21 protein-coding genes are annotated in these 24,564 nt (G+C 38.7%); 6 read left to right on the top strand and 15 right to left on the bottom strand.

Annotated features, from left to right (window positions below):
- Positions 1 to 10 precede the first annotated feature (10 nt).
- Complete coding sequence (gene wecA / locus NL644_RS17015; protein WP_253658654.1) at positions 11 to 1,090, bottom strand: UDP-N-acetylglucosamine--undecaprenyl-phosphate N-acetylglucosaminephosphotransferase; 1,080 nt, start codon at positions 1,088 to 1,090, stop codon at positions 11 to 13.
- A 1,146-nt stretch (positions 1,091 to 2,236) separates the two neighbouring features.
- Between wecA and NL644_RS17010 the strand changes: the two genes are divergently transcribed.
- Positions 2,237 to 3,553: an MBL fold metallo-hydrolase RNA specificity domain-containing protein gene (locus tag NL644_RS17010; protein ID WP_253658653.1), complete on the top strand. Its 1,317-nt coding sequence runs from the start codon at positions 2,237 to 2,239 to the stop codon at positions 3,551 to 3,553.
- A 239-nt stretch (positions 3,554 to 3,792) separates the two neighbouring features.
- The gene (locus NL644_RS23060; protein WP_048626565.1) at positions 3,793 to 4,800 is read left to right on the top strand and encodes a sugar transferase; all 1,008 of its coding nucleotides are present in this window, start codon (positions 3,793 to 3,795) and stop codon (positions 4,798 to 4,800) included.
- A gap of 773 nt (positions 4,801 to 5,573) precedes the next feature.
- Here NL644_RS23060 and NL644_RS17000 read toward each other — a convergent pair.
- The 14 genes from NL644_RS17000 to NL644_RS16935 all read right to left on the bottom strand — a co-directional run bounded on the left by NL644_RS17000 (position 5,574) and on the right by NL644_RS16935 (position 20,225).
- On the bottom strand, positions 5,574 to 6,497 hold the full coding sequence (locus NL644_RS17000) for an SIS domain-containing protein (RefSeq protein WP_114323078.1): 924 nt from the start codon (positions 6,495 to 6,497) through the stop codon (positions 5,574 to 5,576).
- Positions 6,498 to 6,599: 102 nt separating this feature from the next.
- Positions 6,600 to 7,862: a hypothetical protein gene (locus tag NL644_RS16995; protein ID WP_114323077.1), complete on the bottom strand. Its 1,263-nt coding sequence runs from the start codon at positions 7,860 to 7,862 to the stop codon at positions 6,600 to 6,602.
- A gap of 22 nt (positions 7,863 to 7,884) precedes the next feature.
- Positions 7,885 to 8,289, bottom strand: a complete 405-nt coding sequence (locus tag NL644_RS16990; RefSeq protein ID WP_147269924.1) for a serine O-acetyltransferase — start codon at positions 8,287 to 8,289, stop codon at positions 7,885 to 7,887.
- Positions 8,286 to 9,278: a glycosyltransferase family 2 protein gene (locus tag NL644_RS16985; protein ID WP_114323075.1), complete on the bottom strand. Its 993-nt coding sequence runs from the start codon at positions 9,276 to 9,278 to the stop codon at positions 8,286 to 8,288. Before NL644_RS16985 ends, NL644_RS16990 begins: the two co-directional genes overlap by 4 nt.
- A 1-nt stretch (position 9,279) precedes the next feature.
- Positions 9,280 to 10,386 carry an EpsG family protein gene (locus NL644_RS16980; protein ID WP_114323074.1) on the bottom strand — a complete coding sequence of 369 codons (1,107 nt, stop codon included), beginning with the start codon at positions 10,384 to 10,386 and terminating at the stop codon, positions 9,280 to 9,282.
- Positions 10,387 to 10,388: 2 nt separating this feature from the next.
- The gene (locus NL644_RS16975; RefSeq protein WP_253658652.1) at positions 10,389 to 11,537 is read right to left on the bottom strand and encodes a hypothetical protein; all 1,149 of its coding nucleotides are present in this window, start codon (positions 11,535 to 11,537) and stop codon (positions 10,389 to 10,391) included.
- Positions 11,538 to 11,618: 81 nt separating this feature from the next.
- Positions 11,619 to 12,722 (bottom strand): DegT/DnrJ/EryC1/StrS aminotransferase family protein, encoded by a 1,104-nt coding sequence (locus NL644_RS16970; protein ID WP_253658651.1) that lies wholly within the window; start codon positions 12,720 to 12,722, stop codon positions 11,619 to 11,621.
- On the bottom strand, positions 12,719 to 13,249 hold the full coding sequence (locus tag NL644_RS16965) for a GNAT family N-acetyltransferase (RefSeq protein ID WP_114323071.1): 531 nt from the start codon (positions 13,247 to 13,249) through the stop codon (positions 12,719 to 12,721). The genes NL644_RS16970 and NL644_RS16965 overlap by 4 nt, the downstream gene beginning before the upstream one ends.
- The gene (locus tag NL644_RS16960; RefSeq protein ID WP_181869498.1) at positions 13,236 to 13,646 is read right to left on the bottom strand and encodes an FdtA/QdtA family cupin domain-containing protein; all 411 of its coding nucleotides are present in this window, start codon (positions 13,644 to 13,646) and stop codon (positions 13,236 to 13,238) included. Before NL644_RS16960 ends, NL644_RS16965 begins: the two co-directional genes overlap by 14 nt.
- Before the next feature lies 1 nt (position 13,647).
- On the bottom strand, positions 13,648 to 14,514 hold the full coding sequence (gene rfbA, locus NL644_RS16955; RefSeq protein ID WP_114323070.1) for a glucose-1-phosphate thymidylyltransferase RfbA: 867 nt from the start codon (positions 14,512 to 14,514) through the stop codon (positions 13,648 to 13,650).
- Positions 14,515 to 14,540: 26 nt separating this feature from the next.
- Positions 14,541 to 15,779 carry an O-antigen translocase gene (locus NL644_RS16950; protein ID WP_253658650.1) on the bottom strand — a complete coding sequence of 413 codons (1,239 nt, stop codon included), beginning with the start codon at positions 15,777 to 15,779 and terminating at the stop codon, positions 14,541 to 14,543.
- Between the two features lie 49 nt (positions 15,780 to 15,828).
- Positions 15,829 to 16,839: a Wzz/FepE/Etk N-terminal domain-containing protein gene (locus NL644_RS16945; protein WP_114323068.1), complete on the bottom strand. Its 1,011-nt coding sequence runs from the start codon at positions 16,837 to 16,839 to the stop codon at positions 15,829 to 15,831.
- Positions 16,840 to 16,939: 100 nt separating this feature from the next.
- Entirely contained in the window at positions 16,940 to 19,642 is a 2,703-nt protein-coding gene (locus NL644_RS16940) for an SLBB domain-containing protein (protein WP_047009445.1), read from the bottom strand.
- A gap of 64 nt (positions 19,643 to 19,706) precedes the next feature.
- Positions 19,707 to 20,225: an outer membrane beta-barrel protein gene (locus tag NL644_RS16935; protein ID WP_025795463.1), complete on the bottom strand. Its 519-nt coding sequence runs from the start codon at positions 20,223 to 20,225 to the stop codon at positions 19,707 to 19,709.
- 404 nt (positions 20,226 to 20,629) lie between these two features.
- Between NL644_RS16935 and NL644_RS16930 the strand changes: the two genes are divergently transcribed.
- The 4 genes from NL644_RS16930 to NL644_RS16915 all read left to right on the top strand — a co-directional run bounded on the left by NL644_RS16930 (position 20,630) and on the right by NL644_RS16915 (position 24,550).
- Entirely contained in the window at positions 20,630 to 20,857 is a 228-nt protein-coding gene (locus NL644_RS16930) for a hypothetical protein (RefSeq protein WP_114323067.1), read from the top strand.
- 68 nt (positions 20,858 to 20,925) lie between these two features.
- A complete protein-coding gene (locus tag NL644_RS16925; RefSeq protein ID WP_114323066.1) occupies positions 20,926 to 21,606 on the top strand; it encodes a YjbF family lipoprotein in 681 nt (226 codons plus the stop codon).
- The gene (locus tag NL644_RS16920; RefSeq protein ID WP_114323065.1) at positions 21,603 to 22,358 is read left to right on the top strand and encodes a capsule biosynthesis GfcC family protein; all 756 of its coding nucleotides are present in this window, start codon (positions 21,603 to 21,605) and stop codon (positions 22,356 to 22,358) included. The genes NL644_RS16925 and NL644_RS16920 overlap by 4 nt, the downstream gene beginning before the upstream one ends.
- Positions 22,358 to 24,550, top strand: a complete 2,193-nt coding sequence (locus NL644_RS16915; protein ID WP_114323064.1) for a YjbH domain-containing protein — start codon at positions 22,358 to 22,360, stop codon at positions 24,548 to 24,550. The genes NL644_RS16920 and NL644_RS16915 overlap by 1 nt, the downstream gene beginning before the upstream one ends.
- The last annotated feature ends 14 nt before the right edge of the window (positions 24,551 to 24,564 follow it).

Here is a 24,564-nt window from a genome sequence, read left to right as displayed (position 1 = left end):
TAATTGAAAATTATTGTTTCTCTTGTAGTAGGAATTTCTTATTAAGAAGTCGATTAAAAAACGTCGAAATTTTCCAGATATAGCTGACTATAAGAAAATAGATAGTAAATAATATTAGGAATATTAAGAACATCACCGACTCATCACTACCGTTTAAATCTGCCCATACGCCCAAAAATGCACATATAGCGGACATCGAACAAATAACGATTAGGGTTGAATAAGACGATAGACCCAGTCGCTGACAAATATGATGCAAGTGCTCTCTGTCTGGTTGGAATGGTGACTGACCTTTACGAATACGACGGATCATAATGGTTGCCATGTCCATCAATGGTAAAGCAATTATCCACAGTGCAGTGACTGGCTTGAAGGCAACAGCTCCTGGCTCTTGCGTGCCACGAATCAGCATCCAGACCACGGTAAAGCCGATAAACATACTGCCTGCATCACCCATAAAGATCTTAAAGCGACGACCTAGTGGGAAACCTAAGTTCAGGAAGATGTAAGGAAGCATCGCAGTCACGATCAATAAACAGATTGTGGCTAAATATTCGTTTCCGTTGTAGGCAAAGACCATACCCAGTGCAGTGAAGGTAACCGAGGCTAATCCGCCCAGCAAGCCGTCTATACCATCAACCATATTAAATGCGTTAATGGCGCCTATTACCGCAATAACGGTGATCACTGTGCCAGCAACTTCATTTAGGGCAATGGTTTCGCTTCCCATTAAGTAGCCTAAATCGTGTAAGCTGTGGCCTCCGATGTAAATCATCGCAAGGGATATTCCTGCTTGAATAATAAGGCGAATTTTGAAACTTACATCGTAATAGTCATCTAATGCACCGAGCACGATGAGTACGGCCGAACAAGATAAGTAGAGTGATAGGTTGTCATTCATTGGTAAGAACAGAAGGAACCCCACCAGTATAGTAGAGAAAATGGAGATCCCTCCTACAAGTGGCACCACACCTTGGTGAAGCTTTCTTGCATTGGGTTTATCTACTAGACCTACGCGCTTAGCGACCTTGCGCATAACAAAAAGTAGAACGAACGACAAAATAAATACAAATAAATATGCATTATTCATGATAGCCAACTGTGTTATTAAATAAGTTTGAAATAAATCTATAACGCATCCGACTGATTCCCTTTACGGATTCCATTGCATCACAGGTCCGATACTGCTGATTCTTTTTCGCTCATATCTGAATAAGCCGAACCTAAGAAAAAGCAGGTGATTTTTTGGCGTGACAAAACCACATTAGACAACATGGGTTGTAACGCACAGCAAACGCTAATTTTTAATATTGAATATGTAAGTAACTGAATCACCCCGATACTCGCTCATGACGGTCACGGGTTCACAGCTTTTTATAGGCAGGCCAAATACAAAGCTTGTATATGCTAACTGACGATTTGAGTCGATAGTTAACTACTTCTACACGCTTAGTGCTTGGTTTTGATAGGTATGAGAAATGGAGATTAAAATTGTAACCTATGCCTAACCAACATTCGCTCGCCACTTTGTTAGCTTTGAGCATCCCTCTGACAAAAGGGAATTACATAAATTTGTAATAGTTCTCGTTTTTTATAAATCAATCTTGCCAGAAATGCACTTAGGTGCTTATTATTATTGCAAATTCTTTAGTTTGACCTCTTTCTTTTATTAGGAAGGAGGCTTCACCGATGATTTGGGCACGCTACCGCCCCTAGGTCTGGCTCCTAGAAGCAAGTTTTTGCACGTAATGTTAACGGTTGCATTTCCAAACAGGAGACGAATTGTATAGTAAACACGTTGCAACTAAAAGTAGAACGTGTAAAAAGCTTACAAAAAAATGTCTTTTTTCTGACACTTATGCCGTCATAAATGTGGCGTGTTTTATAAAATTATAATTATCAGACACCCATTTACGCAGCGAGCACTAAACAGCCAGTGACGCTGATTCCAAAAGCTTAAATGAAAATAGTTGCAATAATATGAATTGCATCACAAGCGGTTGCAATGAAACGTAGTCAAATTTATGACGAATATCTAAGTCTCTCTAAACTTTCAGTTTTGCCATTTTCTTTCTCCTATTTTGCTTGCCTACAATACGCTCACTTATTCACTATCTGCCCGCTTACCCTAGCTACTGAGCGATTTACCGAATCGCTGCCAAATAGTGAGGTTTGGCTATGTGTAAAATAGATACTCACAAGTGTAAGCTAGCAAAGGTAAAAGCGTCGTTTTGTTATGAAAGTACTGCACCACGGTGGGAAAAATACGGTTACTGGCTCTTGCCACGAGCTCGTGTTACAAAATGGAAGTGTGCTGATCGACTGTGGTTTGCTACAAGGCCAAGACAATACTCAGCAGCAGAGTTTGGGTATCGACTTTTCTATCGCTCATCTCAAAGCGGTAGTGCTAACTCATTCTCATATCGATCATATTGGTAGGCTGCCTTGGCTATTAGCAGCTGGCTATAAGGGCCCTATCTACTGTACGGAAGCCACCGCAGAGCTCGTGCCGCTTATGTTAGAAGATGGTTTAAAGCTCCAATTGGGTATGCGACGTCATCAAAGAGAGAAAGTGCTCGATTTTATTCGAGCGCTTATTCGTCCTTGTCCTTACTCAGTGTGGGTAGAAATAGAAGAGAGTACTTCTCTTCGCTTTCAACCTGCTGGGCACATTTTAGGCTCAGCATATGTTGAATTTAATTTATCAAACCAAGAGGTTGTTGTTTTCTCCGGGGATTTGGGACCTCGCAACACACCTCTCCTACCGGATCCCTTATCACCGGAAAAAGCTGACTACCTGTTTATCGAGTCGACTTACGGCAATAAAACTCACGAGGATGTAGAGTCTCGCAGCAGGCGATTACTTTCTATTATTGAGCACGCACTTAGGGATGGTGGCGTAATTGTGATACCAGCTTTTAGTGTCGGGAGAACCCAAGAGTTACTCTTTGATATAGAGCAGCTTATACATGAGCACGCTTTGCAAGATTCACTGCCTATTATTCTCGACTCTCCTTTGGCTAAAAAGGTAACCAATACCTATCGCCAATTTAAAAAACTTTGGGGATCTGAAGCGAAAGAGCGACTCGATCATCATCGACACCCTCTCGCGTTTGACCAATGTATTACAATCGAAAGCCACGCAGACCATTTACAGCTCGTTAACCGTCTCGCAAGTACATCAGAAGCCGCTATCGTGGTTGCAGCCTCCGGAATGTGTGAAGGTGGCCGTGTCGTCAATTATTTGGAAGCTTTACTGCCTGATGAAAGAAATGATGTTCTATTTGCTGGCTATCAAGCGGAAGGGACTTTAGGTCGGCGTATCCAGGATGGAGAAGAAAGTGTATTGATTGAAGGTAAGCGCGTGAAAGTGAAAGCTCAAGTTCATACGATGTCAGGCTACTCTGCGCATGCCGATATGAACGACTTAATACAATTTGTAACTGCCATTCCTACTCCTCCTAAAGAGGTTCACCTTATACATGGTGAGGGAGATTCGAAAAAAGCGCTTTATCAAAAACTAATCAACCTCGGATATAACTGCGTAATATAGTGAATTAGATAATCATTTAATTTCGAGGCAACATAATATATCGCAAACATAGTTTGTCGAATTCATTGATATAGTTACGTCAAGATTCAAAAACAAGCCATAAGTAAGGACTCAGGTTCAAGAAAATTAACAAAGTTACAAGCATGTTCTGGATTAAAGGATATAATTTCTATACGAATTAAATTATAATCGCCGACTTGTAAGCAATTGGCTAGTCGAAAACAACTTATTCCATTCCTATGACAGACAGTATGAGCGACACGCTTCAAGAACGAGAAGCTTCTGAATTAACTAAAAATAATTCTATCAGCATAACATCAGCATTGGACGAGTTATCCGCAAGCGAAACAGACGCTTGCCTTTATATCTACTGTCCGAAAGAAGACGAAGCAAAGATTGCTCAAGTACTTAAGAGACATCCTGAGATTAACGCACAAGTTAATAACTATGCCCTTAGGGATTTCAAGAGTAAAACGCTTTGCCACTTCAAAAGCTCACATCTAAACCCTGAGCAGCAAGCGTTTCTTGTAGCTGCGACAGAACTAGGTGCTTGGGTTGAGCCTTTAGTGAGTTACTTTGATCGTTCACTTGGCTACACTGAAACTGAGCTCTTGCATAGCGGCTACTTCTTACACCAAAAAGCTTTTTCTATCCTCTCTAATCGTAAGAACAGCTGGCAAAAGCGCTTCATCGATCTCTTGTTTGTTTTTATGCTGTCGTGGGTTGCTATCCCAGTAGGGCTTATTACGGCACTGCTCATTAAGCTTGAGTCACCAGGCCCGGTATTCTTTAAGCAGCGTCGTACTGGCCAATATAATGAAGAGTTTGAAGTGATCAAGTTTCGCTCGATGCGAAACGATGCGGAAAAGAACGGTGCCCAATGGGCAACCAAGAACGACGCTCGCGTAACGAAAGTCGGCTGTTTTATTCGTAAAACTCGCATAGATGAACTCCCTCAGTTAATCAATGTACTAAAGGGAGAGATGTCGATGGTTGGTCCTCGTCCAGAACGCGAGGTGTTCATCTCTGAATTGGAAAAAGCCATTCCTTACTACCGCTTTCGTCACGCAGTGAAACCTGGGGTAACTGGCCTAGCCCAAGTAAAATACCCTTATGGTGCATCAGTAGAAGATGCCATTTGGAAGCATAAATACGATATTTACTACATCAAACATCAAAACTGGATGATGGAAGTGAAGATTCTTTTCCTTACGGTTAAAACGGTGTTGTTTGGGATGGGCAGGTAAATTGTCACATTCTAAAGAAGAGGGGGATTACAATAGCGCGATTTAGCACTATTGTAATTATCACTAGTTCTTACACAAAAACTGTACTATATCTACTAATGCTGTTTAACTCCTTAAAAATCAAAAGAAGATTCTGCTGACAAAAACTAGCGAAGGAGAATCACCTACTAAAATAGGTGGTTGAGACTGAAAATAAAAAGCCACCTTAACTAATATGGCTTTTTATTTATATTGACCAGTTCTAAAAAATTGACAATTTTCAACTATAGAGTTGGTGAGTATTACGAAGTCAATGAGTAAAGAAAACTTAATAGCAAACCTTTAAGAGGCAACCATAATATGTTTGACTAACACTAAGTTTACAAATCTATAGAGAGTCTTTATAACATCACCTAAGTACTAACACTTTTACACTTAAAAACTAATGTTCTCGAGATTAGCTTTTTAAAAACCACTGTAGTGAGCATAGCCATATCTATTTAGAGAGTGTTGATGATTTAAGATGCCGTTTGAAACCCTCTCAAGCCCACCACCACCCACAAAACAGAGGGACTTGCGCAGCAACTATGCTATAGAGAAAATAGTGAACAGATATGTACATTGAGTTCTTATCAACAAAACCGAGAGGTTACGTATAAACAAGAGTGGTGGTTATAGATCTCTTGTATATAGGCTTGTAATCAAGAGTCCCGACATGCGTATTTAATAGTCAATATACCTAATGTGGTACATCGAGCGCTGTAAGTAAAACGACTACCCCACTCTTGGAAGGATCATTTTTTTAGAATACCGACAAGCATTCCCTCATCTTCAACTAACAATGACGTAATTCTCTTATGCTCCATCATTTCTAGGGCAAGTTGAATGTTTGCATTCGCGGACACTACAGCTGGGCTCTTAGAAGATATATCAGAAGCAGTTAGATCAAAAACATCTTTACGTTTTGATTCCATGGCTCGCCTTACATCTCCATCAGTAATAATTTCCCAAGCACTACCAGTCTGTATTAATGCTAAACCTAAAGCCCCTTCAGTGATAGCAGAAACAACATCAGTGAAACTTGCATCAGTAGAAACTATAGGTAATTTACAGTGCATTTCATCTCGAACTTTAGACAGCAAGCGACGACCGAGACTTCCTCCAGGATGAAACTTGGCAAAACTTTCGGGAGAGAAACCTGAAGCTGCCATCAAAGAAACTGTCAAGGCGTCTCCCATCACTAATGTAGCCGTTGTTGATGCAGTCGGTGCCAATTGATGAGGGCAAGCCTCCTTCGGTACTGCAATATCCAAATGACAATGAGCATTTTTAGCTAACGTTGACTCTCTTTTTCCTGTAATTGCAATAATGTAGTTCTGGTTGTCTTTGAGGAATGGGAGGAGTTTAAGAACTTCATCTGTCTCGCCGGAGTTTGAGATAGCAACAAAGATATCTTCTGGCTTTACCATACCCAAATCACCATGGAACGCCTCTCCCGGATGCATGAAGAAACTCGGAGTTCCTGTACTAGCAAAAGAAGCTGCTATTTTTTTACCAATAATTCCAGATTTCCCCATACCACATATGATCACTCGACCCGTTGTCTCTTGGATTTTACTAACAGCGAGCTCAAATTCGTTTCCAATTCTGTCCTTCATATAAAGAAGACCATTAACTTCGATATCAATGACTTCTTGTGCAACGTTGACGGCATTCATTGTATTTTTCCATTTTAGGTACTTAGGTGAATTATTTTCTATTTCAGGTCATCTTTTATATGATGACAACTATACGTTATCAGTCATAGTAAATATTACATACTAGATGTTAGATAGCCTTAGGATTTTATTTGCTGTATACTCTAAATCTTCACCCGTATAGTTGAAGATCGAGCCAGGTACTTGATAGTTATCAAGCACAAAGTATTTGTAATTCTTTGCACAACGCTGTTCGAAGTTGGAATCAATGGCATTCATATGCTTATCGACATAGCCAACAAAGCCGTGTTCTGTATAAAATGACCTTCCCAGACAGAGAACTCTCTTTTTAAATAAAGCTTCAAAACCAACCGTTGAATTTATCGTTATACAGAATTCGCAATGCTCAATAAGCTGTTCAGTAGGCAAACTGCTCACAAGAACATCATTAGGGAAATCATAGAGAGAAGTATCTAAAGGGTGTTGCTTAAAGACAAGCTCAGCCTCACCATATAATTTTGAAGCGCGAAAGTCCTTTATAATTTTATTGATAAACTCTTGCGTACTAGAAAAATCAGAATTTATTAATGTTTGGGTATCGTTTGAAAGTTGCAGTGGAACAAATACATAGGTTATGTCTGATAAATCAAGTATTAGATCATTTTTATTTTTAGATTTCGCCTTACTGCTAGAGAGTTGTAACTTAATATAATCTTTTAAAGTTTTTCGGTAACGACTTTTAGCGACTGCCTTCACACTTTTTGGTTGTAGCGCTGCTGCAAACTTTGACGCAATAAAATATTTTGCGAAGTCAAGCTTGACAGTTCTCTCAACCCTATTTTTGAAAAATACGCCATCCAAAATTTCAGACTTTTCTGAGCAAACCTCTGTCACACGAGTATTTCTCAACTTTGAATTCGCGTTTACACCTATTGCATCCATTGTCGTAGAATATGGCCTAAAAACACCTCTTTCAAAAACGAAAAATGTACAGTTATTTCTCTTCAAAATATCTATAGCAAAAGCGTGATTCCAGCGTAAATCATTGTAAATAAGATAAATCGCGCTGAGGTTATTTTTTATGTATTTCTCAATCGAAATATATACTTCGATATGCTTGCGAGCGAGTTCATTACAAGTAACTTCACCATTAACATTACTCAAGCTTGGAATCTTTGTAACAAAATCATAGAGATAAAGATCCTTATCACTAGCTTTACCAAGTTTTGGTTTAAACAGTGAAAAGTTAGGCAAGTATAATTTATTTGCACTATTGAATGTGACACATTCTTTTTCTAAACGCTGTTCCAAGCACTTTTCAATGGACAATGTTAAGTCGTTAAAATACTGACTATAAGGAGGGTCAAAACAAACTATCTTTCGCATCTTTAATCTCAATTAAAACTAATTAGATTGGCTTAACCAATTTGTTTGCACTAATGATCGTGTTTTCAGGCAAAGTTACACTTCCGACAATCACTGCACCTTTATATATGATTGAATTACTGCCAATAATAGGCATGCAGCTGTCATCAACGTTAAGTTGTCCTATGCTTACATCATTATAAATAATTACATCGTTGCCAATCACCGCATTTTTTCCAATCACTATACCAAAATGGTGTCTAATACTAAGTCCTTTTCCAATTTTCGATGCAGGATGGATATCTGAAGAATACACAATACGAACAATCATATAGAGTAAATATGATAAAGGTCGTGTAACTCTCGTATTATAAAGCCAAGAATATAAACGATAAAAGAATACTAATTGCTCTGAGGGATTAATTACTTTGTAGATTAATTTTATCACTTTCTTTTCCCCCTTTGGCAAAATGTTTTAAACAGTCTTTTAGATACTAACAACACGATAAGTGCGAAAAATTTCTTTTTATGAAACTTATACATTAGGCTCAGACTAGAAATGGTTAATACGTTAAAGTTAATTCTGTCGAAGAGGTTTGAGATGTCTTTTTTGTAATTTTTTGAATAAATGGCAATCTGATGACTACCTGCTACAATCACATTTAAAATATAACACACATTGAGATAATCTAAGTTATCCTTAAGTAAATTTCTCTTCTCTAATTCAGAAACTATTGAATCGTGAACAACAAACCTATCTATGACGCTCTTTTCAGAAAGACCTTTCATAATAGATCCTTCTCGCTGCAGGTAATAAAACAAGGGCTTGTTAATCAAGCATACTTTAGAAGAGTCCAGAAACATCTTATATGTTGTCGCGCGATCTTCATAATATAGACCTAGCGGATATGGATAGTTAATGATATGCTCGCGTTTGTATATTTTGTTTTGTGCACCAGACGCAATTGTATGCATTAAAAGATTGTTACGGAACGCCTCGAAACCCGTGATGACTTCATTTTCTCTTGGGCCTCTAACCTCCAGTTCGTCATAACACTCATCAACTAGTGACATTGCGCATACAGAAATATCAGCGTCATTATCCATTAATGTATTAATCATTACTTCTAGGAACGTTTCGTCGAAGTAATCGTCACTATCTAAAAATGAAATATACTCACCCTTTGAATGTTTAACTCCAAAGTTTCTGGCACAACTTAAACCACCATTGATCTTACTTACAAATATAAATCTAGAATCTTCGGAGAATGCTGCTTTTGCAATTTTAATCGAATCATCGGGACTTTCATCATCTACAACTATGACTTCAAAGTTACTATACGTTTGATTTACAAGAGAGTTTAAACATTTAATAATATATTTTTCTACATTATAAACAGGGACGATAACCGAGATTAAAGGCTCTTTTGAATTCATGTTATTTCCATAGATTTTCTGATATTACGATCGGACATACTGAATCCGAAAAAATACAATAATTTAGTGTGTAATGGCTATATGATATATCACTTGAAGAACGATATATATATATAGCTGAAGAAAAGGTCAGAAGCATAAAGAAGAACGCACTTAATGCCATTCTTTTGTATATATACTTATTAAATAACTCCAAAACTAATATTGAAAACATAACGAAAACAAATGGTTTAAAATAATTCGCTATCCTATTTATTTGTTCGAAGTCAAAAGCCATCAATCTAAAAATAATATAAAGAACAATCGCATTCTTAAAAACAGTTTCCATTCTTTTGTTAGGTATATTAAGAAAACTCAACATTGTAACAATAACGATAGAACTAATATAGGTGCTCAATCTTCCAACCATTGAGGTTTCATTAGCAAACTCAACATATGCCAAATATCCATAATATGGTAACTTCAAGTCAATATATATTGATTTAACTAGATTGATAGGTTCAATAAAAGCTATAGAAACCAGCAAAACAATTAGTGCTTTATGACTCATTTTTATTGTCATAAATGGTAGCAACCCAAGTAAAAGTAAGGCGCTAACATGAAATGAAGAAGCGAAGAGAATGAGAATAACCGATAAGAAAATCTTCTTATTTACAAAGCAGAGTAAGGCAAAAAGTGACACAGCGATTGCAGCAAATTGCCTAATTTGGTTCATCGATTGGAAATAATAAAATGCTATAAAGAAGAGCAACATAAGATACTTATATTCGTACCTTGAATTTACCTCAAAAAAACAAGAGCTTCGTGAAATGAAAAGATAAAAAAATGTAGATATAGTTATCGAGAATATAATAAATACAGTTTGAGCATTACCACCGATAAAGTCACTGAACATCACTATAAAGTAATAGCCAACCTCTTTTGCGGTTGTACCACCACTTGTCAATGTTGAATAAATATATTCATACTGGATAAAATCTGGACCTACATGATATCTAAGTGCAGAAAATAGAGTCAAAATAACCCAAGATATAACTAAGAGATAGTTTTCTCTTCTTAAGATTGGTATAAACGTCGTAAATAATATTAATACAAGCCAAAAAAGCATAGTTATTTAGAATTCCAAAGCAGCAAGTATTCTTGCGCTATCTTCTCCGGTTCATGATTTTGAATTATAAACTCAACTGCATTAATTTTTATATTTCTTAATTTCCCTGGGTTTAGTATTAGTTCATTTATCGATGTATATAATTCTGACTCATCAGGAACTGCGTTAATTCCTATTGGCTTATCGAAGTTTTTTTCGTTTTCAAATCCAGAGACGACCACTTTTCCGTTAGCCATACCCAATATAGCATTTACACCACGATCATAGCTATATACTTGATCAAGAAATATATCAGCTTTATCAAAACAACGCACATATTCATTGTATGGTACATTTTGAATTACATTGTATTCGATTTCTCGAACATGATCTTCTTTAATTTTTTTAACGACTCTATCAAGAACATCATTTCCCTTTCTTAAATCCTTTCCCATTTGCCATCCATGAAAGACATTTATCATTTCTTTATCTTTATTGGAGCTGTTCTCTAATTCCTTTTTAACATCATATGCGTTTAAATGTTGTTCTTTAGATATTGGTATCCTAATAATATTAGATACTTTTTTACAATCTGAGTAAGCGTTATAATAATCTAATAGTCCAGGAATGATCGCTTCTGACTTTTCAATCACATACTGATCCAATTTCTTATATCCAATCGCATATAAGTATTTGAGAGAAAATAGATAACTCTTAATATTATTTATTTTTAGCCTGTCAAAGTAGCTATATTTGTTCTTTTTTCTAAGGCAATAACGAACCCAAGCACGATCGTCTCCTAACGCACACAGAAATACTTTCGCTTTTGGATTTGAAGAGATAATCGTTTTTAGTACGAGATAATTAGCTAGTGATGAATAACTACAAATTGAAGCTGTATTTATACATTGAATAACATCAATATCATTTAATTTAGATAGTACTTTTCTACGTTTGAAAAAATGTGCAGTTCCTTTAAGCCCTAGCCAATCTAAGATAATTGAGATGCCTAATTTTTTATACCAAGGTGAAAATGAAAGGTCTACATCGCGTGGAAATGACTTGAAGCCATCACCATCAGAAACGGTTATAACATCATGCCCTAGCTCTTTAAGAACCATTGCTAAGTTTGTATGAACACCTGAGTATTCACCCAATAAAAGAACTCTCATTCTAACAATCCAAATTTCCTGTAAATTGTATTAAAAACAAAAAAAGGGCTTACGGAATTTCCGCATGCCCCATCTTTAGTTTTACACCTCAAAGCTGTTGACTGCTTTGATAACTGCTGAAATTTCTTCTTCTGTCATAACAGGGCTTATTGGTAGACTTAGTACCTGTTCATGCAACTCTTCAGTTAGAGGTAAGCTCAACATCTCCATGCTCTTATATGCCATTTGTTTATGAGGTGGGATTGGATAATGAACAAGTGTCATCACACCTTCACTTTCTAGGTGCTTCTGGAATTTTTCTCGGTAAGCAGTTTTAATTACAAATAAGTGCCAAACATGAGACTGGTCACGTTCTACTTTCGGCAATGAAATAAATACATTCGATATTTCTGTAAGATAACGTTTCGCAACTGCTCTTCTCTGGGTTGTTTCTTCTTTCAAGTGACGAAGTTTCACTCGCAACATAGCTGCTTGAATTTCATCAAGACGACTATTGACTCCTTGGTACTTATTTTCGTACTTTTTGTGTGAGCCATAATTTCTTAAAGCACTAACAGCTTCAAATAACTCATCATCATCTGTTAGAATTGCACCGGCATCTCCCATAGCACCTAAGTTTTTTCCTGGATAAAAGCTAAATGCAGAAGCATGTCCCCAAATACCAGCTTTTTTACCATTAAGTTCTGCATCATGTGATTGAGCACAGTCTTCAAGTACTAGTAGATTGTGAGATTGTGCTATCTCATTGATTTCATCCATTGGCGAGATTTGACCATATAAATGGACAGGCAAAATTGCTTTCGTTTTTAATGTGAGAGCACTTTCAATCGCTTTAGCCGTCAAATTAAAAGTATCAGCATCAGGCTCGACCATGACTGGAACTAGGTCGTTTTCTGTGATTGCCAATATTGAAGCAATGTAAGTGTTTGCAGGTACAATAACTTCGTCGCCCGCACTCAATTTGCCTATCTCTTTCCATGCTCTCAACACCAGAGTCAACGCATCCAAGCCGTTTGCGACACCGATACAATGCTTTGCACCACAATGTTCAGCAAACTCTTCTTCAAATTGCTTAAGCTCTTGACCCATGATGTACCACCCTGAATCAATAACTTTCGCGCAAGCTTCAACAAGCTCATCTCTATAGTTTGAGTTGATTTTTTTCAGATCTAGAAAAGGAATCATATTAACTTACTCTTTAGCCTATTTTTCATTTGCTCGACGGCTTGTTTTTGAATTATATATTGGAAGCTATCATCAGACTCTCCAACTTTTACCGCTCCCATTTTCTCATGAAATGAAACTACTTTTCTGTTTTCTTTCATTACGTCAAAATGAGATTGGTCGAACCCTAGAACGGAAAAGCCAAAGTCATATACAAGGAATGCACTTTCTAACGCAGCATATTTTGTTTTGCTTTCATTCAGAATCCAACTACCCCAACAGAAAGAGTCTGGCTTTATGTCGTACACACGAACGGTACCACATGGGGTCCCATCAATTCTTTCAATAATGAAATAGTACTCTTTTCCTTCCTTTTCCAGACGCTTATAAGATTCAATCCATGCTTTTTGTTGCTCTACATCACTTTCAACTTTAGAAAGATACTTATTGTATTTGTCGTCCGTTCTCAACGATAGAATAAACTCGGCATCTGAGACCTCAACAAAACGAATTCTGATAGTTTTAGATTCAAGATTAATTGTTGACATTCTGAATCTCCTTTAAGAATTCATCATAATTGCGAATATAGTCACTTTCTTTATACACTTCGTTTGCCATTACCATTAATATGCAGTTTTCTGAAAAGTTATACATTTCGTGCCATTGCATCACATCAATGAGGAGACCTTGAGAAGGAGAGTTTAACGTGATTATTTCCTTGGTTATTCCATCATCCATCAAAATCTCACAACTTCCGTTCAAACAAACCGCCACTTGCACAGTATCTTTATGTGCATGGAAACCTCGAGGAACGCTGCTCTGCATACCATACAGATAGTAAACTCTCTTGATATCAAAAGGGATATCGTTGTTCTGCTCTAAAGCTACTAGGCTACCTCGAGCATCGCCAATAACATTAAAGTTTATTAACTTTATCAAACTCATCTTATTCATCCAAAAGTTCTGATAAGTATCTACCATAGTCATTCTTAGACAGTTGTTGACTTGCTTCTTTTAGTTTTTCTTTCGACAACCAACCATTACGAAAAGCGATTTCTTCAAGGCAAGCGACTTTTAAGCCTTGAACATTCTCAATAGTTTCTACAAACGAAGAAGCTTCGTGAAGACTTGCGTGGGTGCCAGTATCCAACCATGCAAACCCCCTTCCGAGCAATTCAACATTTAACTTACCTTGGTCTAAATACATTTGGTTCAAACTAGAAATCTCTAGCTCGCCTCGCTCAGAGGGTTCCACTTTCTTCGCTAATTCAACAACATCATTGTCGTAAAAATACAATCCAGTAACTGCAAAATTTGACTTTGGTTTTAGCGGCTTTTCTTCAATTGAGACAGCTTTCATATTTTCATCAAATTCAACAACACCAAATCGCTCAGGATCTTTTACTTGATAACCAAAAACGGTAGCTCCAACATCTCTATTTGCTGCTTGTCTCAATATTGGCGTAAATCCTTGACCATAAAAAATGTTGTCGCCAAGAACTAAACACACAGATTCGTCACCAATAAAGTGCTCACCGATAATAAAAGCTTGAGCAAGACCATCAGGGTTAGGTTGTACCTCGAACTCTAATGAAAGCCCAAAATCAGCTCCGTTCCCCAATAAGCGTTTAAAGCCATCTTGATCTTCTGGCGTTGTTATGATGAGAATTTCACGAATTCCCGCTAACATCAGCACTGAAAGTGGATAATAAATCATGGGCTTGTCATATACCGGCAATAACTGCTTAGACACACCTCGAGTTATTGGATAAAGGCGAGTCCCTGACCCACCAGCTAGAATAATTCCTTTCATTATTTTCTCTATTATGTAATTAAAATTCAATTATTGGAGATGCTAGAACCTTTAATGAAAATATATTTATTCATTATAAAAACCATAGCAATTAGATAACAACAATAGTTTGTAGCAAATGCGTAACTCATTCCAATCAAACCATGAGAGTTAACAAAATAAATGCTAAACAAAATGAATGTTATTGCAAAAAATATTTCCGTTAACACATAGACTTTAGTCATAGCTTTTGCCAACATTAAATATGCTAACAACCATGAACTAATTTTCAAAAAATCCCCCACTAATTGCCATTTAAATAGCGAAAGCATTGGATAAAAGTCTTCGGAGAATAACAACCAAACTATGAAATCTTTAAGAAGATATATGGATACACAAAGAATAGCTAAGATGGGAAGAATAACTTTATAACCATTTAGGAGTTCCTTCCTTAGTTCAAATCTATCTTTTATTTCTGAAAGACGAGGAAGGTAATAAGTTCCTAATGCTGTTGTAATTACCATTAAGTACATTGTTGATATGTAGTACATACCTTGCCAATAACCAGCTTCATCCCATGATAAGTTTTCGCCCAAGTAGTTCCTAATATACATCATTGACAAAGGAACGGCTGCAGTTGATACTAATGTCATTAGAGTGTATTTACTGAGTTTTATACAAACCTCTGAACTAATCGGTAAGATGAAATTCTTAAAACAAATCTCTTTATGGCCTCTCAGCATCCACAATAGTATAAGAAATATTACCGACTGGTTGGTTACCATGGCAATTAACGCCCCATCCAACTGGAAGAAAACAATCAAAACAGTGGTAAAAATAAGGCTATATATGCTTTGAATTACATTTATAGATATGAATCTTCTAATTTCTTTCAAACCATTAATAATTGATAACAACAATTGATTTATTGAATACATGATCATTGTAATAGAAAATACAACGAACACATACTGATAATCATAACTGTCAAATATCAAATGAGACCAATAACTAGAAAAGAACAATAATAGCAAGCTAACTATAAAACTAAAAAATACAGTTATCTTTAACGATGAACTCCATAGTTCATGTTTTTTTTCTCCATATTCATGAAGTTCAGCTGTATATTTAGTAACGCCCGAGTTAATACCTCCTTGAGCTAAAGTTCGTACAATACCTTGAGCATTTTGAAACTGGCCAATAACTGCTAACCCAGACGGACCTATAAAAATTGATACTGCTTTATTTATTATTAGTCCGGAAAGTAATTTAACTGCTGTCGCCATAAAGCTCAATAAAGAAGTCTTAATCAAATTCATAATATATAGCCATAAACTAATAATTATCTTGATTTATTTCACTGCTTTCAGAACGATTCTTTACAACAGCATAGCGGATAAGAACTAACGCTAAGCCAAACATAAAGCCCATAAATGTCCCAACAATAACTATTAATGAACGCTTCGGTTTACTTTTAAGCTCAGGAACTACTGCAGGATCGACCACTTTGAACACAAACTCTTCTTGAGCCTCAGCAAGCATCAAGCTTTTCGTCTGTTCTTCTATAAGCTTATAAAATGTACTCTGCATTTCGGTAATTGGTGTTTTAACTAACTGATCACTCAGGTACTTCAAATTCTTAGTCGTTTCTTCAATTGTTCGGTTTCGCATCACTTCATTGATATCGGCCACCAACCAATCAACCCACTCTTTAGCTACATAAGGGGAGTAGTAATTTACAGTGATACGATAAAGTCCACTATCTTTGTCTTGAGCCACTTGAAAAATATCTTTAATAAAGATTTCATAAGCTTCAAGAGTACTAGGCTTCGCTGCTCTCAGTCCTTTCGAGTCTCGCAACCATTCTTTAGTATCTTCATTATAAATGTCAGCGTCTATATTAAGAGAACCACTACCTATATGCCAATTATTCACTGCCATTATTGGGATTAACAAATCATGCTTACTAATAAAAGACTCGATAAATTTCCTCGATTGCATTACCTGTACTGCAAGCTCAGTTTGAGAAGATTCGCCTGCATTTAAGTTGACCCCAGCAAGAGCGGCGATACCGCCAAATTGACCAGCCATCTGGGATAAACCACTGCTACTCGAGTTTTCAGCTGGAGATAGGAGAGCATCTGCTTGATATATATCTGGGCGACTCAACGCAAAAAAAACAGACAGTATACAAAAAGCTATCGTCACAAACGTAATATATAGTTTGCCACTGTAAATAGCTTTTAATATTTCTCTAATATCAACTGATTGATTTAGATCATCACTTAGATCAAACCGCGAGCTTGGTGAAGCTACTTGAGGATGTTTATCTTGATTCATGTTCATTTCTAATTCTGGATTAATAATTTCACCGATACGAAATCGTGTTACTCACCCTGAGATTGGCGAAAAGGCTCTAATACAATGTACTAGAGCCTTGTTCAGGTTATTTCAATGCATTTATTGCTACACCCGTTTGATACAGTATTTGCGTAGCTGCTGTCCACGTACTCAAAGCGTCACGATAATCCGTATCAATAGGTACAACTATCGTATCACCTGCTTTTAGTTCTTCTTTATTATTTCCAAACCAGTAGCCAGATGAAGGCTTATAAACAGAACCATCTGCACGTACTACAAAAATACGGTCTTCGTCCGCTTGCTTTTTAGCACCACCAGCTTTATTCAGATAATCATCAACATCGAGTTTGTTATCCAACAAGTAGGTAATTGGAACCTGAACTTCTCCCATGATTGAGACTGTGTTGCGGAAGGTCGGCACAAAGAGGAAGTCTCCATCTTCTAGCATAAAATCTGCTGAACGCTCACCCTTTAAGATACGGTTTAACTGTACCACCATACGGCCAAGTGCTTTGCTGCGACTTGCCTCCTCAACAAATGCTAACGTTTTTTCTGGGTCTGAAATTACAGAGCCTATATTACTATCTGCTCGAAACGTTTTCTTCGCGGTTTCTTTACGCATATCCGCTGCATATTGATTTAAGAGCTTCTGCTCTTGTAAGCGTAATGCTTCACGCGTAAATATTGCTCCTTGAGGGTGAGCAAACTCGGTTAGACCACCCGCTCGCTCCAATAACTCATTCAGAGTTTCACCTTGACGCACGGTATAGGTTCCAGGGAAACGAACTTCACCCTGTAAAGTGACTGTACTTTGTAGCTTCACATTTGGCTTTTCTAGGATGTTCAAACGATCTCGGCCTACGATAATTGCATCGTCCGAAGCACTGCCTTGGATTGCTTTACGCAAATCAATACGTTCAACATCAATATACGCACGCTCATCCGCACTATTAATCGCGGTTCGCGCTAGTTCTGCATTAATTGTGAATGCGTTGTAAGTCAAACCACCAGCAGCTTCAATAAGCGTTGATACCGTCATTCTTGGAGTGATCGGGTAGCGCCCTGGGTGCTTCACTTCACCAAAGACTTCAGCAATTTGAGGGGCTAGCCCCAAACGAGACTGTTGCTGAAGTTGTAACAACACTGGGGCAAGTAAAGTGCGACGAGTATTTTGCTTCAGCTTTTCAAAGTCTTCCTCTGTAATCTCTTTACCACGGAAAATGATTTTAGCTGGTTTCGCCTGCTCTGTGGCGTTCTGGTTGTTCAGCATACCGTTTTCTGAATGCGAAACGGCAACAGAAGAGCTCATCACTTCTTGCTCTTTCTGTTGTTCCAGCTCAGCTTGCTCTTGCGCTTGCTCCAATGTTTTTGCTTTTGAAACAGCCTCTTGTGTTGCCAATGTATCCAAATCTTCGTTATTAAAGCGGTTGAAAACCAATATACGATCTCGTGATTGTAACTGGAGGTTGTCTCGGCTACCTGGTGATAGAATTGCGTTAGCTAAACTTAGTTGGAACACTTCAATATCACGCTGTGGATTAATCTCTCTTACCACAACGGCATAGTTAACATCAGCTGTAGAATTAAAAGCGGAGTCAACAGATTTGAAAAGATCGGCAACACGAAGGCCATTGCGCCATTCCACATAGCCAGGATGACGAACATCCCCCTCTATCTGCACGTAACGAGTAAGCTCTTCGCTTTTTTTCAAGATCTTGATGGCGTCGCCATTTTTAACTTTACTCTGTCGATCTTGCGTTTTATTGAAATCAAGCGTCAAAGCCTCACGAGCGCCATGTGAAGCGTAGCGTTTTATCTCCAACTGCTCGACATGAGCATTCGCAGTAAAACCACCTGCCATCTGAATAAGTTGTTGGTAAGTTTCACCGGCCTTGACTTCATAAATTGCCGGACGGTTGATCTCGCCCTCTATAGACACTGTATCGTTAACAGAACCAATTAAAACAACATCATCCGGTAGTAAGCGCACATCATTACTTGCATCACCTTTTAGTAAAAGGTCATACATATCCAACTTACGAATGATTTTACCATCACGCTTTAGCTGGATATCTCTCAGCGCCCCACTCTCACCAAAACCGCCGCTGTAATAAATAGCTTGTGAAATTGTCGTTAATGCGCTAACCGTGTAGGCACCAGGCTTATATGCATCCCCCATTACAAACACTTGCATGGTGCGTAATTCACCCAATGAGATATCGCTGCGCACACCAATCATTTGCTCTTTTACACGTTGCGTCAGAGAGTCTCGAACATCAGAAAAGTGCATGCCAGCAACATTTACCGGCCCAAGTGAGGGGAAGTTGATTGTGCCCGCACGATTTACGCGTAAACGATGCGTTTCATTCTCCTTACCAAACAACTGCACAATGATTTCATCACCTGCACCCACGGTGTAATTTGCTGGCACAGGAACATCACTGATCGGAGCAAAAGTGCTTGGAGAACCAGCAAAAAGATCTAAACCAAAACGTTTAAGCTCTTCCTGCTCACCTTTTTTGAGCCATTGTTCTTCGATATTGGAAGATACAGCGCCACTAGATTCAGCTCTAGGTTTGATTACTTGCGGGTTTTCGTAAGGAGACTTGTTTGAAGATGAACTAGAAGGAATGGAGAAACCATATTTACTCGCCAAGGCCTGTTGTTGGTCGGCGGGTAGATTTTGAAACATTTTCATTTGTTCTGGAGTGGGTGTTTGTGCCATTGAATAAGACGCAAACGTACTTGCCAATATAAAAGCGGCAATAGAGAAATATCCTTTAAACATGGTATGTCACTATAATAATTGAATAAAAGCCCCTAGCCCCAAGTTTGAGCTCTAGGTATTTAAATTAGAAACGGTGCTGAAAGCCCAATGTAATCGAGTTAAGGCGAACTTGGTCTTCAGAGACGTTATCAACGAACTCAAATATCACCGCGCTTTGGTTATTTAAAGCGTAGTGCATACCTAACCCAAAACTAAATCCTTGTTCTTTGTGAGAACCTACATTTTGTAGATCAAGCTGAACGCTTGAATACCCAGCTAAACCATAAAGTGCAACTCGCTCTGAAACCGGCATATTCAACTTAACAAAGCCGCTCAAAGCGCTATCAACGGCAAGACCACTATCACGTTGAACTGATGTCCCATAACGTCCTTCGAGACCAATGTAGTCATTAAAGAAGTACCCTGCTTGCGCACTAAGAAGGAAAGGACTCCCCTCTTTTACGGACTCAGAAGACGAGCTTTTCAATTCTGCATTTGAGTAGCTCACTAACGCACCAGCATAGAAATCGGCTGACGCTGAAAAAGAACTCAGGCTTAAGCCCAGTGCACTAAGTATTCCTAAACAATGCTGCTTTCTTATCACGTAAAAGTCCCTAGTACTGGTAATAATATGGGCTGCCAAAGCAAAGTTAAGCGTGCTATGCAGGCCATTAAATACTGAAGAGTTGGCACGCTACCGCCCTGAGGCGTTGAGCGTAAGCCACTGTATCGCTTTCTATATGGTGTAAGTAAAAACGACCTATTGACTCCAAGCCTCTAGTGCTGGAGGAAATAGGCCGACAAATTATGCACTCTTGGTAGTTTATCAGCAAGCAAGGGAGCAAGATAACCGCACAATGTCACGCTGGTGTTAGAAATGAGATCGTAAGCCATAGCAAAATAAGAAACTATTTACATGCTAAGGCTTTTTTATCTAGAATATAATTTGGAGCATTTTTTATGCTACCAAACATCGATGTTTTTATACCGGATATACAAGGATTAATAATGAAGAATACAGCTCTAGCTATTCTTATGGCTCTAAGCGCATCAACTGCATTTGCAGCAGAAGAAGCAGGTTCAGCAGGCGTAGCTTCTGCATCTGCAACAGGCACAACAGCTGTTGCAGTAGGTGCGGCGGCAGCAGTAACTGTAGTAGCAGTTGCAGCGTCAGATAGCGACTCAACATCTACTTCAACATCTACATCTACTTCTACTTCTACTTCTACAAACTAATTTCGTTTTGTAGATAGAAGATAATCGCCCTGAATGACTCAGGGCGATTTTATTTGTAAGAGGGAATAATGAATATCTTCCGAACGTCTAAATGGATACGCCCACTTCTCACTCTTCCGATATTCGCCTTACTCTTTGGTTGTACACAAAAGTTCAATGATGTATCAGCTACAGTCCAAGAAGCATACGGTAACTACATCGATGTAGAGATGACCCCAGAAGAAATAAATGCCGTTCCTTATGCCAGTGCCTATTTAAAACTTGGGAGTCAAAAACAGGTCTTTGTTGTTTTAGCTTTTGCAGAACGAAACCCTCTCAATGGAAAAATACAACTGAAATGGGTAAGTGCTGACAAAGCTATGATCGTTACGGAGAATGGGCATATCGTCAAAACGATAGGTCTACAAAATGGCGACTTAGCGGGTGTTTATGGTGACGTGCCAGATTTTTCTTCAGATTCAGCCTCCATGAGCTATACACTCTCATACGATTGGGCAAAACAATATCGTTATGGCTTTCCAGCAAATGTGAACCGTTTTTATGCAGGTAAAGAAACGTTGACGACATCAATTTCTAGCGCGATGACCAGTATATATAAAGAAGTCGTTGAGTTTAGCAGCCTTTCTCAGACGGTCGAAAACTACTATTGGGTAGATGAACAAGGTCAGGTTGTCAAAACCTTACAACATCTAGGGCCAAATATGATTCCGGTTGAGTTAACCATTTTAAAGGGGTATAGCAAATCATGAGCAAGCGACTACTCACATTATTCGGTTTGGTCATGCTGCTTTTGAGCATACATAGCTTCGCTCAAACAGAAACCTCTACTACACAGCCATTAAATGTTGAGTTGCTGGAGGTAGGCACACAGCTACAATTTCAAGGACCAGCTCGTTTAGAAAGTGTGTTAGCACTTGCTAAGGAGCAAAGCGCCTCTCTGCAATACTCTCTTGGTACGACTTTGTTTGATAAGTCGGAACGCGCCGAGAAAACCTCTACCGCTTTAAAGAACTCGGTGCTCAATCAAATGATTCAACACAATTTGGTTGCACACCCATTCTACAAATTCATTCAGAAGCAAAGCTTTGCACCACGCTTACTGTCTGCGATCGATGTTGATAAAATTCGACTAAATAAATTCGACAACCCACTGTTGCAAGGAAATTACCTGCTCGCAAGCCCTCTACGCGAAGAAAAAGTGTACTTCCTGGGAAACCTCAATAGCGTGTATTCAATTAAGGAGCAAAGTGGCATCCCTTTGCAGAGACAAATAGAGAATTTGAAAAGTAACATTGGTGCGTTATCAACACCGCCAGTGTTGATCTACCCAGATGGTCACGTAGTTGAGCCGCATCACGGAGCTTGGTTAACAACACAATATTACTTACCACCTCTGACATTGGTATACATTCCGTTTGGTGATCTTGAATATTCCGAAATGGACCAAGATATTGTCCGCCTACTCACTCAATTGATACCAAATTCAACAAAGAGACCATAATGATGCCAATTAGAAAAAGCTTAACCCTTTCTTTAATGGGCCCAGCATTGGTTTGGGCTCAAGACATGCCCTTTGAGACTCCTGCTTTACAGCCGTCTCAATCAGACTTTGGTGGTGTTGGTTTAATGCAAATGCCAACAGGACGTATGGCTCAAGAAGGTGAATTCAATTTTTCTGTCACTAGTAGTGATGAATACCTTTTTTACAATGTGACTCTTCAAGTGCTGCCGTGGTTAGAAACGACACTCCGCTACACTCGAGTTCCCAATATTCCATACTCGTCAACACTACCTGACGTAACTAATGATTTCACCGACAAAGGCATTGACTTTAAAATCCGACTTTTAGAAGAATCCTCACATGTACCTGAGCTATCTATAGGAGTCCGAGACTTTTCAGGCACAGGGCTATTTGACTCAGAATACATCGCCGCAACAAAAAGATTTTCAAACTCAAACGTTGGCTCTTTAGACTTAACTTTAGGTATTGGTTGGGGGTCATTGGGAATGCGCAATAACATCTCAAACCCAGCGTGTAAATTGTCTTCTGCTTATTGTAATAGACAATCTGATTATAATGGAAACGGAGGAAGTGTTGACTTTGAACGATGGTTTAAAGGTCCTACAGCTCTTTTTGGAGGTATTGAATACCAAACGTTGCATAAGCCACTAAGATTGAAATTAGAGTACGACAGTAACGATTATAGTCAAGAGTTACCTTATGTCCGTGGCGGAATTAATATGACCCCTCACACGCCATGGAACTTTGGTGTGCTCTACCGTCTAGGAATGGCCGACTTTCGTTTAAGTTATGAACGCGGCGACACGTTGGTCGCGGGCTTAACGCTAAACACTAATTTCAATGACATGCCATCATTCTGGCGAGACACACCAATACCAGAAATCGAAGATAACCAGCCTGAAGAATTGTCTGATGTTGATTGGGAACGTGTAACAGAAGATTTAGACAAAATTGCTGGTTATCAAAACACGCGTATTTATGTTGATGATAATACAGTAACTGTCGTTGGTGAGCAGAAGAAATATCGTGACCGTACAGAGGCACACGAAAAAGCGGCGGCTGTACTTCACAATGAAATGCCTGACGATATTGATACCTATGCGCTCAATGAACGCAGCCGAGGCTTAGTCGGCGAACAAACGATTATTTCCAAAGAGAAATATCGCGACTTTGCCCAAGTTAATTACATCAATCCGAAAATAGAAGATGCAACCTCAAGGGCTACTACCAAGCCAACGGGAGAATCTGTCTATGATGGTTTTGAACGTTTTGATTGGGGCTTTGCACCTAAACTTGTTCAAACTCTTGGAAACGCTGAAGATTTCTATCTCTTTAGTGTAGGGCTAAGCGGTAATGCCTCATACTGGCTAACGGACAACCTTGAAATTGGCGGTTCGTTATACTGGGATTGGTATAACAACTACGATAAGTTTATCTATGTCACTCCACCTGATGGCACTACCGTTCCTCGTGTTCGCACCATGTTCCGCGCTTACCAAAATGAACATGCTGTAACCATGTCAAACCTACAATTGACTTGGTTCCAAGAGTATTCCAATACCATGGATCAGCAATTCTACGCGGGTTATCTGGAGAGCATGTTTGCTGGAGTCGGTACCGAGTTTCTTTACCGCCCACAAGGAGCTAACTGGGCGATTGGCGCTGACGTCAACTTAATTTCTCAACGTGATCCACAAAGTTACTTCGGTGTTTACGATGAGAAATGGCAAAACGTGCCAGAATATGGACGTCCGTTCCAAGTTATTGATAAAGGCTTCACCGGTTTTATATCTGGTTACTACTACCCTCAATGGGATTTCCTACAAGATTTGATGATCCAAGTCGATGTTGGTCAGTTCCTAGCTGGTGATGTTGGTACACAAATCAATGTTTCTAAGCAGTTCAAGAGTGGCGTAATTGCTGGCGCCTTTGCCTCATTTACAGACTTGTCTGCGGATGAATTTGGTGAAGGTAGCTTTACCAAAGGCTTCTACCTGTCGATTCCGTTTGACATCATGACTGTTAAGCCAAGTAACAATCGTGCGAACTTTAGTTGGCAGCCTCTTACTCGTGACGGAGGACAGAAGCTCGGCCGCAAATACAGCTTAATTGAGTTAACCGACGAACGAAATCCTTGGTACCAAAGACCTAACCGTTCGGATGTGGAATAATAAAGTAATCAGGG

This window comes from Vibrio sp. Y10_XG_PY6, from assembly GCF_024181795.1.
Taxonomy (GTDB): Bacteria; Pseudomonadota; Gammaproteobacteria; order Enterobacterales; family Vibrionaceae; genus Vibrio; species Vibrio diabolicus.
Note: the sequence above shows the minus strand (reverse complement) of the source record. Positions and strands in the feature narration are given on the sequence as shown.

Excerpts from the sequence above, each read along its gene's own strand:
- wecA (WP_253658654.1), bottom strand. The coding sequence starts at position 1,090 with ATGAATAATGCATATTTATTTGTATTTATTTTGTCGTTCGTTCTACTT.
- NL644_RS17010 (WP_253658653.1), top strand. The coding sequence starts at position 2,237 with ATGAAAGTACTGCACCACGGTGGGAAAAATACGGTTACTGGCTCTTGC.
- NL644_RS23060 (WP_048626565.1), top strand. The coding sequence starts at position 3,793 with ATGACAGACAGTATGAGCGACACGCTTCAAGAACGAGAAGCTTCTGAA.
- NL644_RS17000 (WP_114323078.1), bottom strand. The coding sequence starts at position 6,497 with ATGAATGCCGTCAACGTTGCACAAGAAGTCATTGATATCGAAGTTAAT.
- NL644_RS16995 (WP_114323077.1), bottom strand. The coding sequence starts at position 7,862 with ATGCGAAAGATAGTTTGTTTTGACCCTCCTTATAGTCAGTATTTTAAC.
- NL644_RS16985 (WP_114323075.1), bottom strand. The coding sequence starts at position 9,278 with ATGAATTCAAAAGAGCCTTTAATCTCGGTTATCGTCCCTGTTTATAAT.
- NL644_RS16980 (WP_114323074.1), bottom strand. The coding sequence starts at position 10,386 with ATGCTTTTTTGGCTTGTATTAATATTATTTACGACGTTTATACCAATC.
- NL644_RS16975 (WP_253658652.1), bottom strand. The coding sequence starts at position 11,537 with ATGAGAGTTCTTTTATTGGGTGAATACTCAGGTGTTCATACAAACTTA.
- NL644_RS16970 (WP_253658651.1), bottom strand. The coding sequence starts at position 12,722 with ATGATTCCTTTTCTAGATCTGAAAAAAATCAACTCAAACTATAGAGAT.
- NL644_RS16965 (WP_114323071.1), bottom strand. The coding sequence starts at position 13,249 with ATGTCAACAATTAATCTTGAATCTAAAACTATCAGAATTCGTTTTGTT.
- NL644_RS16960 (WP_181869498.1), bottom strand. The coding sequence starts at position 13,646 with ATGAGTTTGATAAAGTTAATAAACTTTAATGTTATTGGCGATGCTCGA.
- rfbA (WP_114323070.1), bottom strand. The coding sequence starts at position 14,514 with ATGAAAGGAATTATTCTAGCTGGTGGGTCAGGGACTCGCCTTTATCCA.
- NL644_RS16950 (WP_253658650.1), bottom strand. The coding sequence starts at position 15,779 with ATGGCGACAGCAGTTAAATTACTTTCCGGACTAATAATAAATAAAGCA.
- NL644_RS16945 (WP_114323068.1), bottom strand. The coding sequence starts at position 16,839 with ATGAACATGAATCAAGATAAACATCCTCAAGTAGCTTCACCAAGCTCG.
- NL644_RS16940 (WP_047009445.1), bottom strand. The coding sequence starts at position 19,642 with ATGTTTAAAGGATATTTCTCTATTGCCGCTTTTATATTGGCAAGTACG.
- NL644_RS16930 (WP_114323067.1), top strand. The coding sequence starts at position 20,630 with ATGAAGAATACAGCTCTAGCTATTCTTATGGCTCTAAGCGCATCAACT.
- NL644_RS16925 (WP_114323066.1), top strand. The coding sequence starts at position 20,926 with ATGAATATCTTCCGAACGTCTAAATGGATACGCCCACTTCTCACTCTT.
- NL644_RS16920 (WP_114323065.1), top strand. The coding sequence starts at position 21,603 with ATGAGCAAGCGACTACTCACATTATTCGGTTTGGTCATGCTGCTTTTG.
- NL644_RS16915 (WP_114323064.1), top strand. The coding sequence starts at position 22,358 with ATGATGCCAATTAGAAAAAGCTTAACCCTTTCTTTAATGGGCCCAGCA.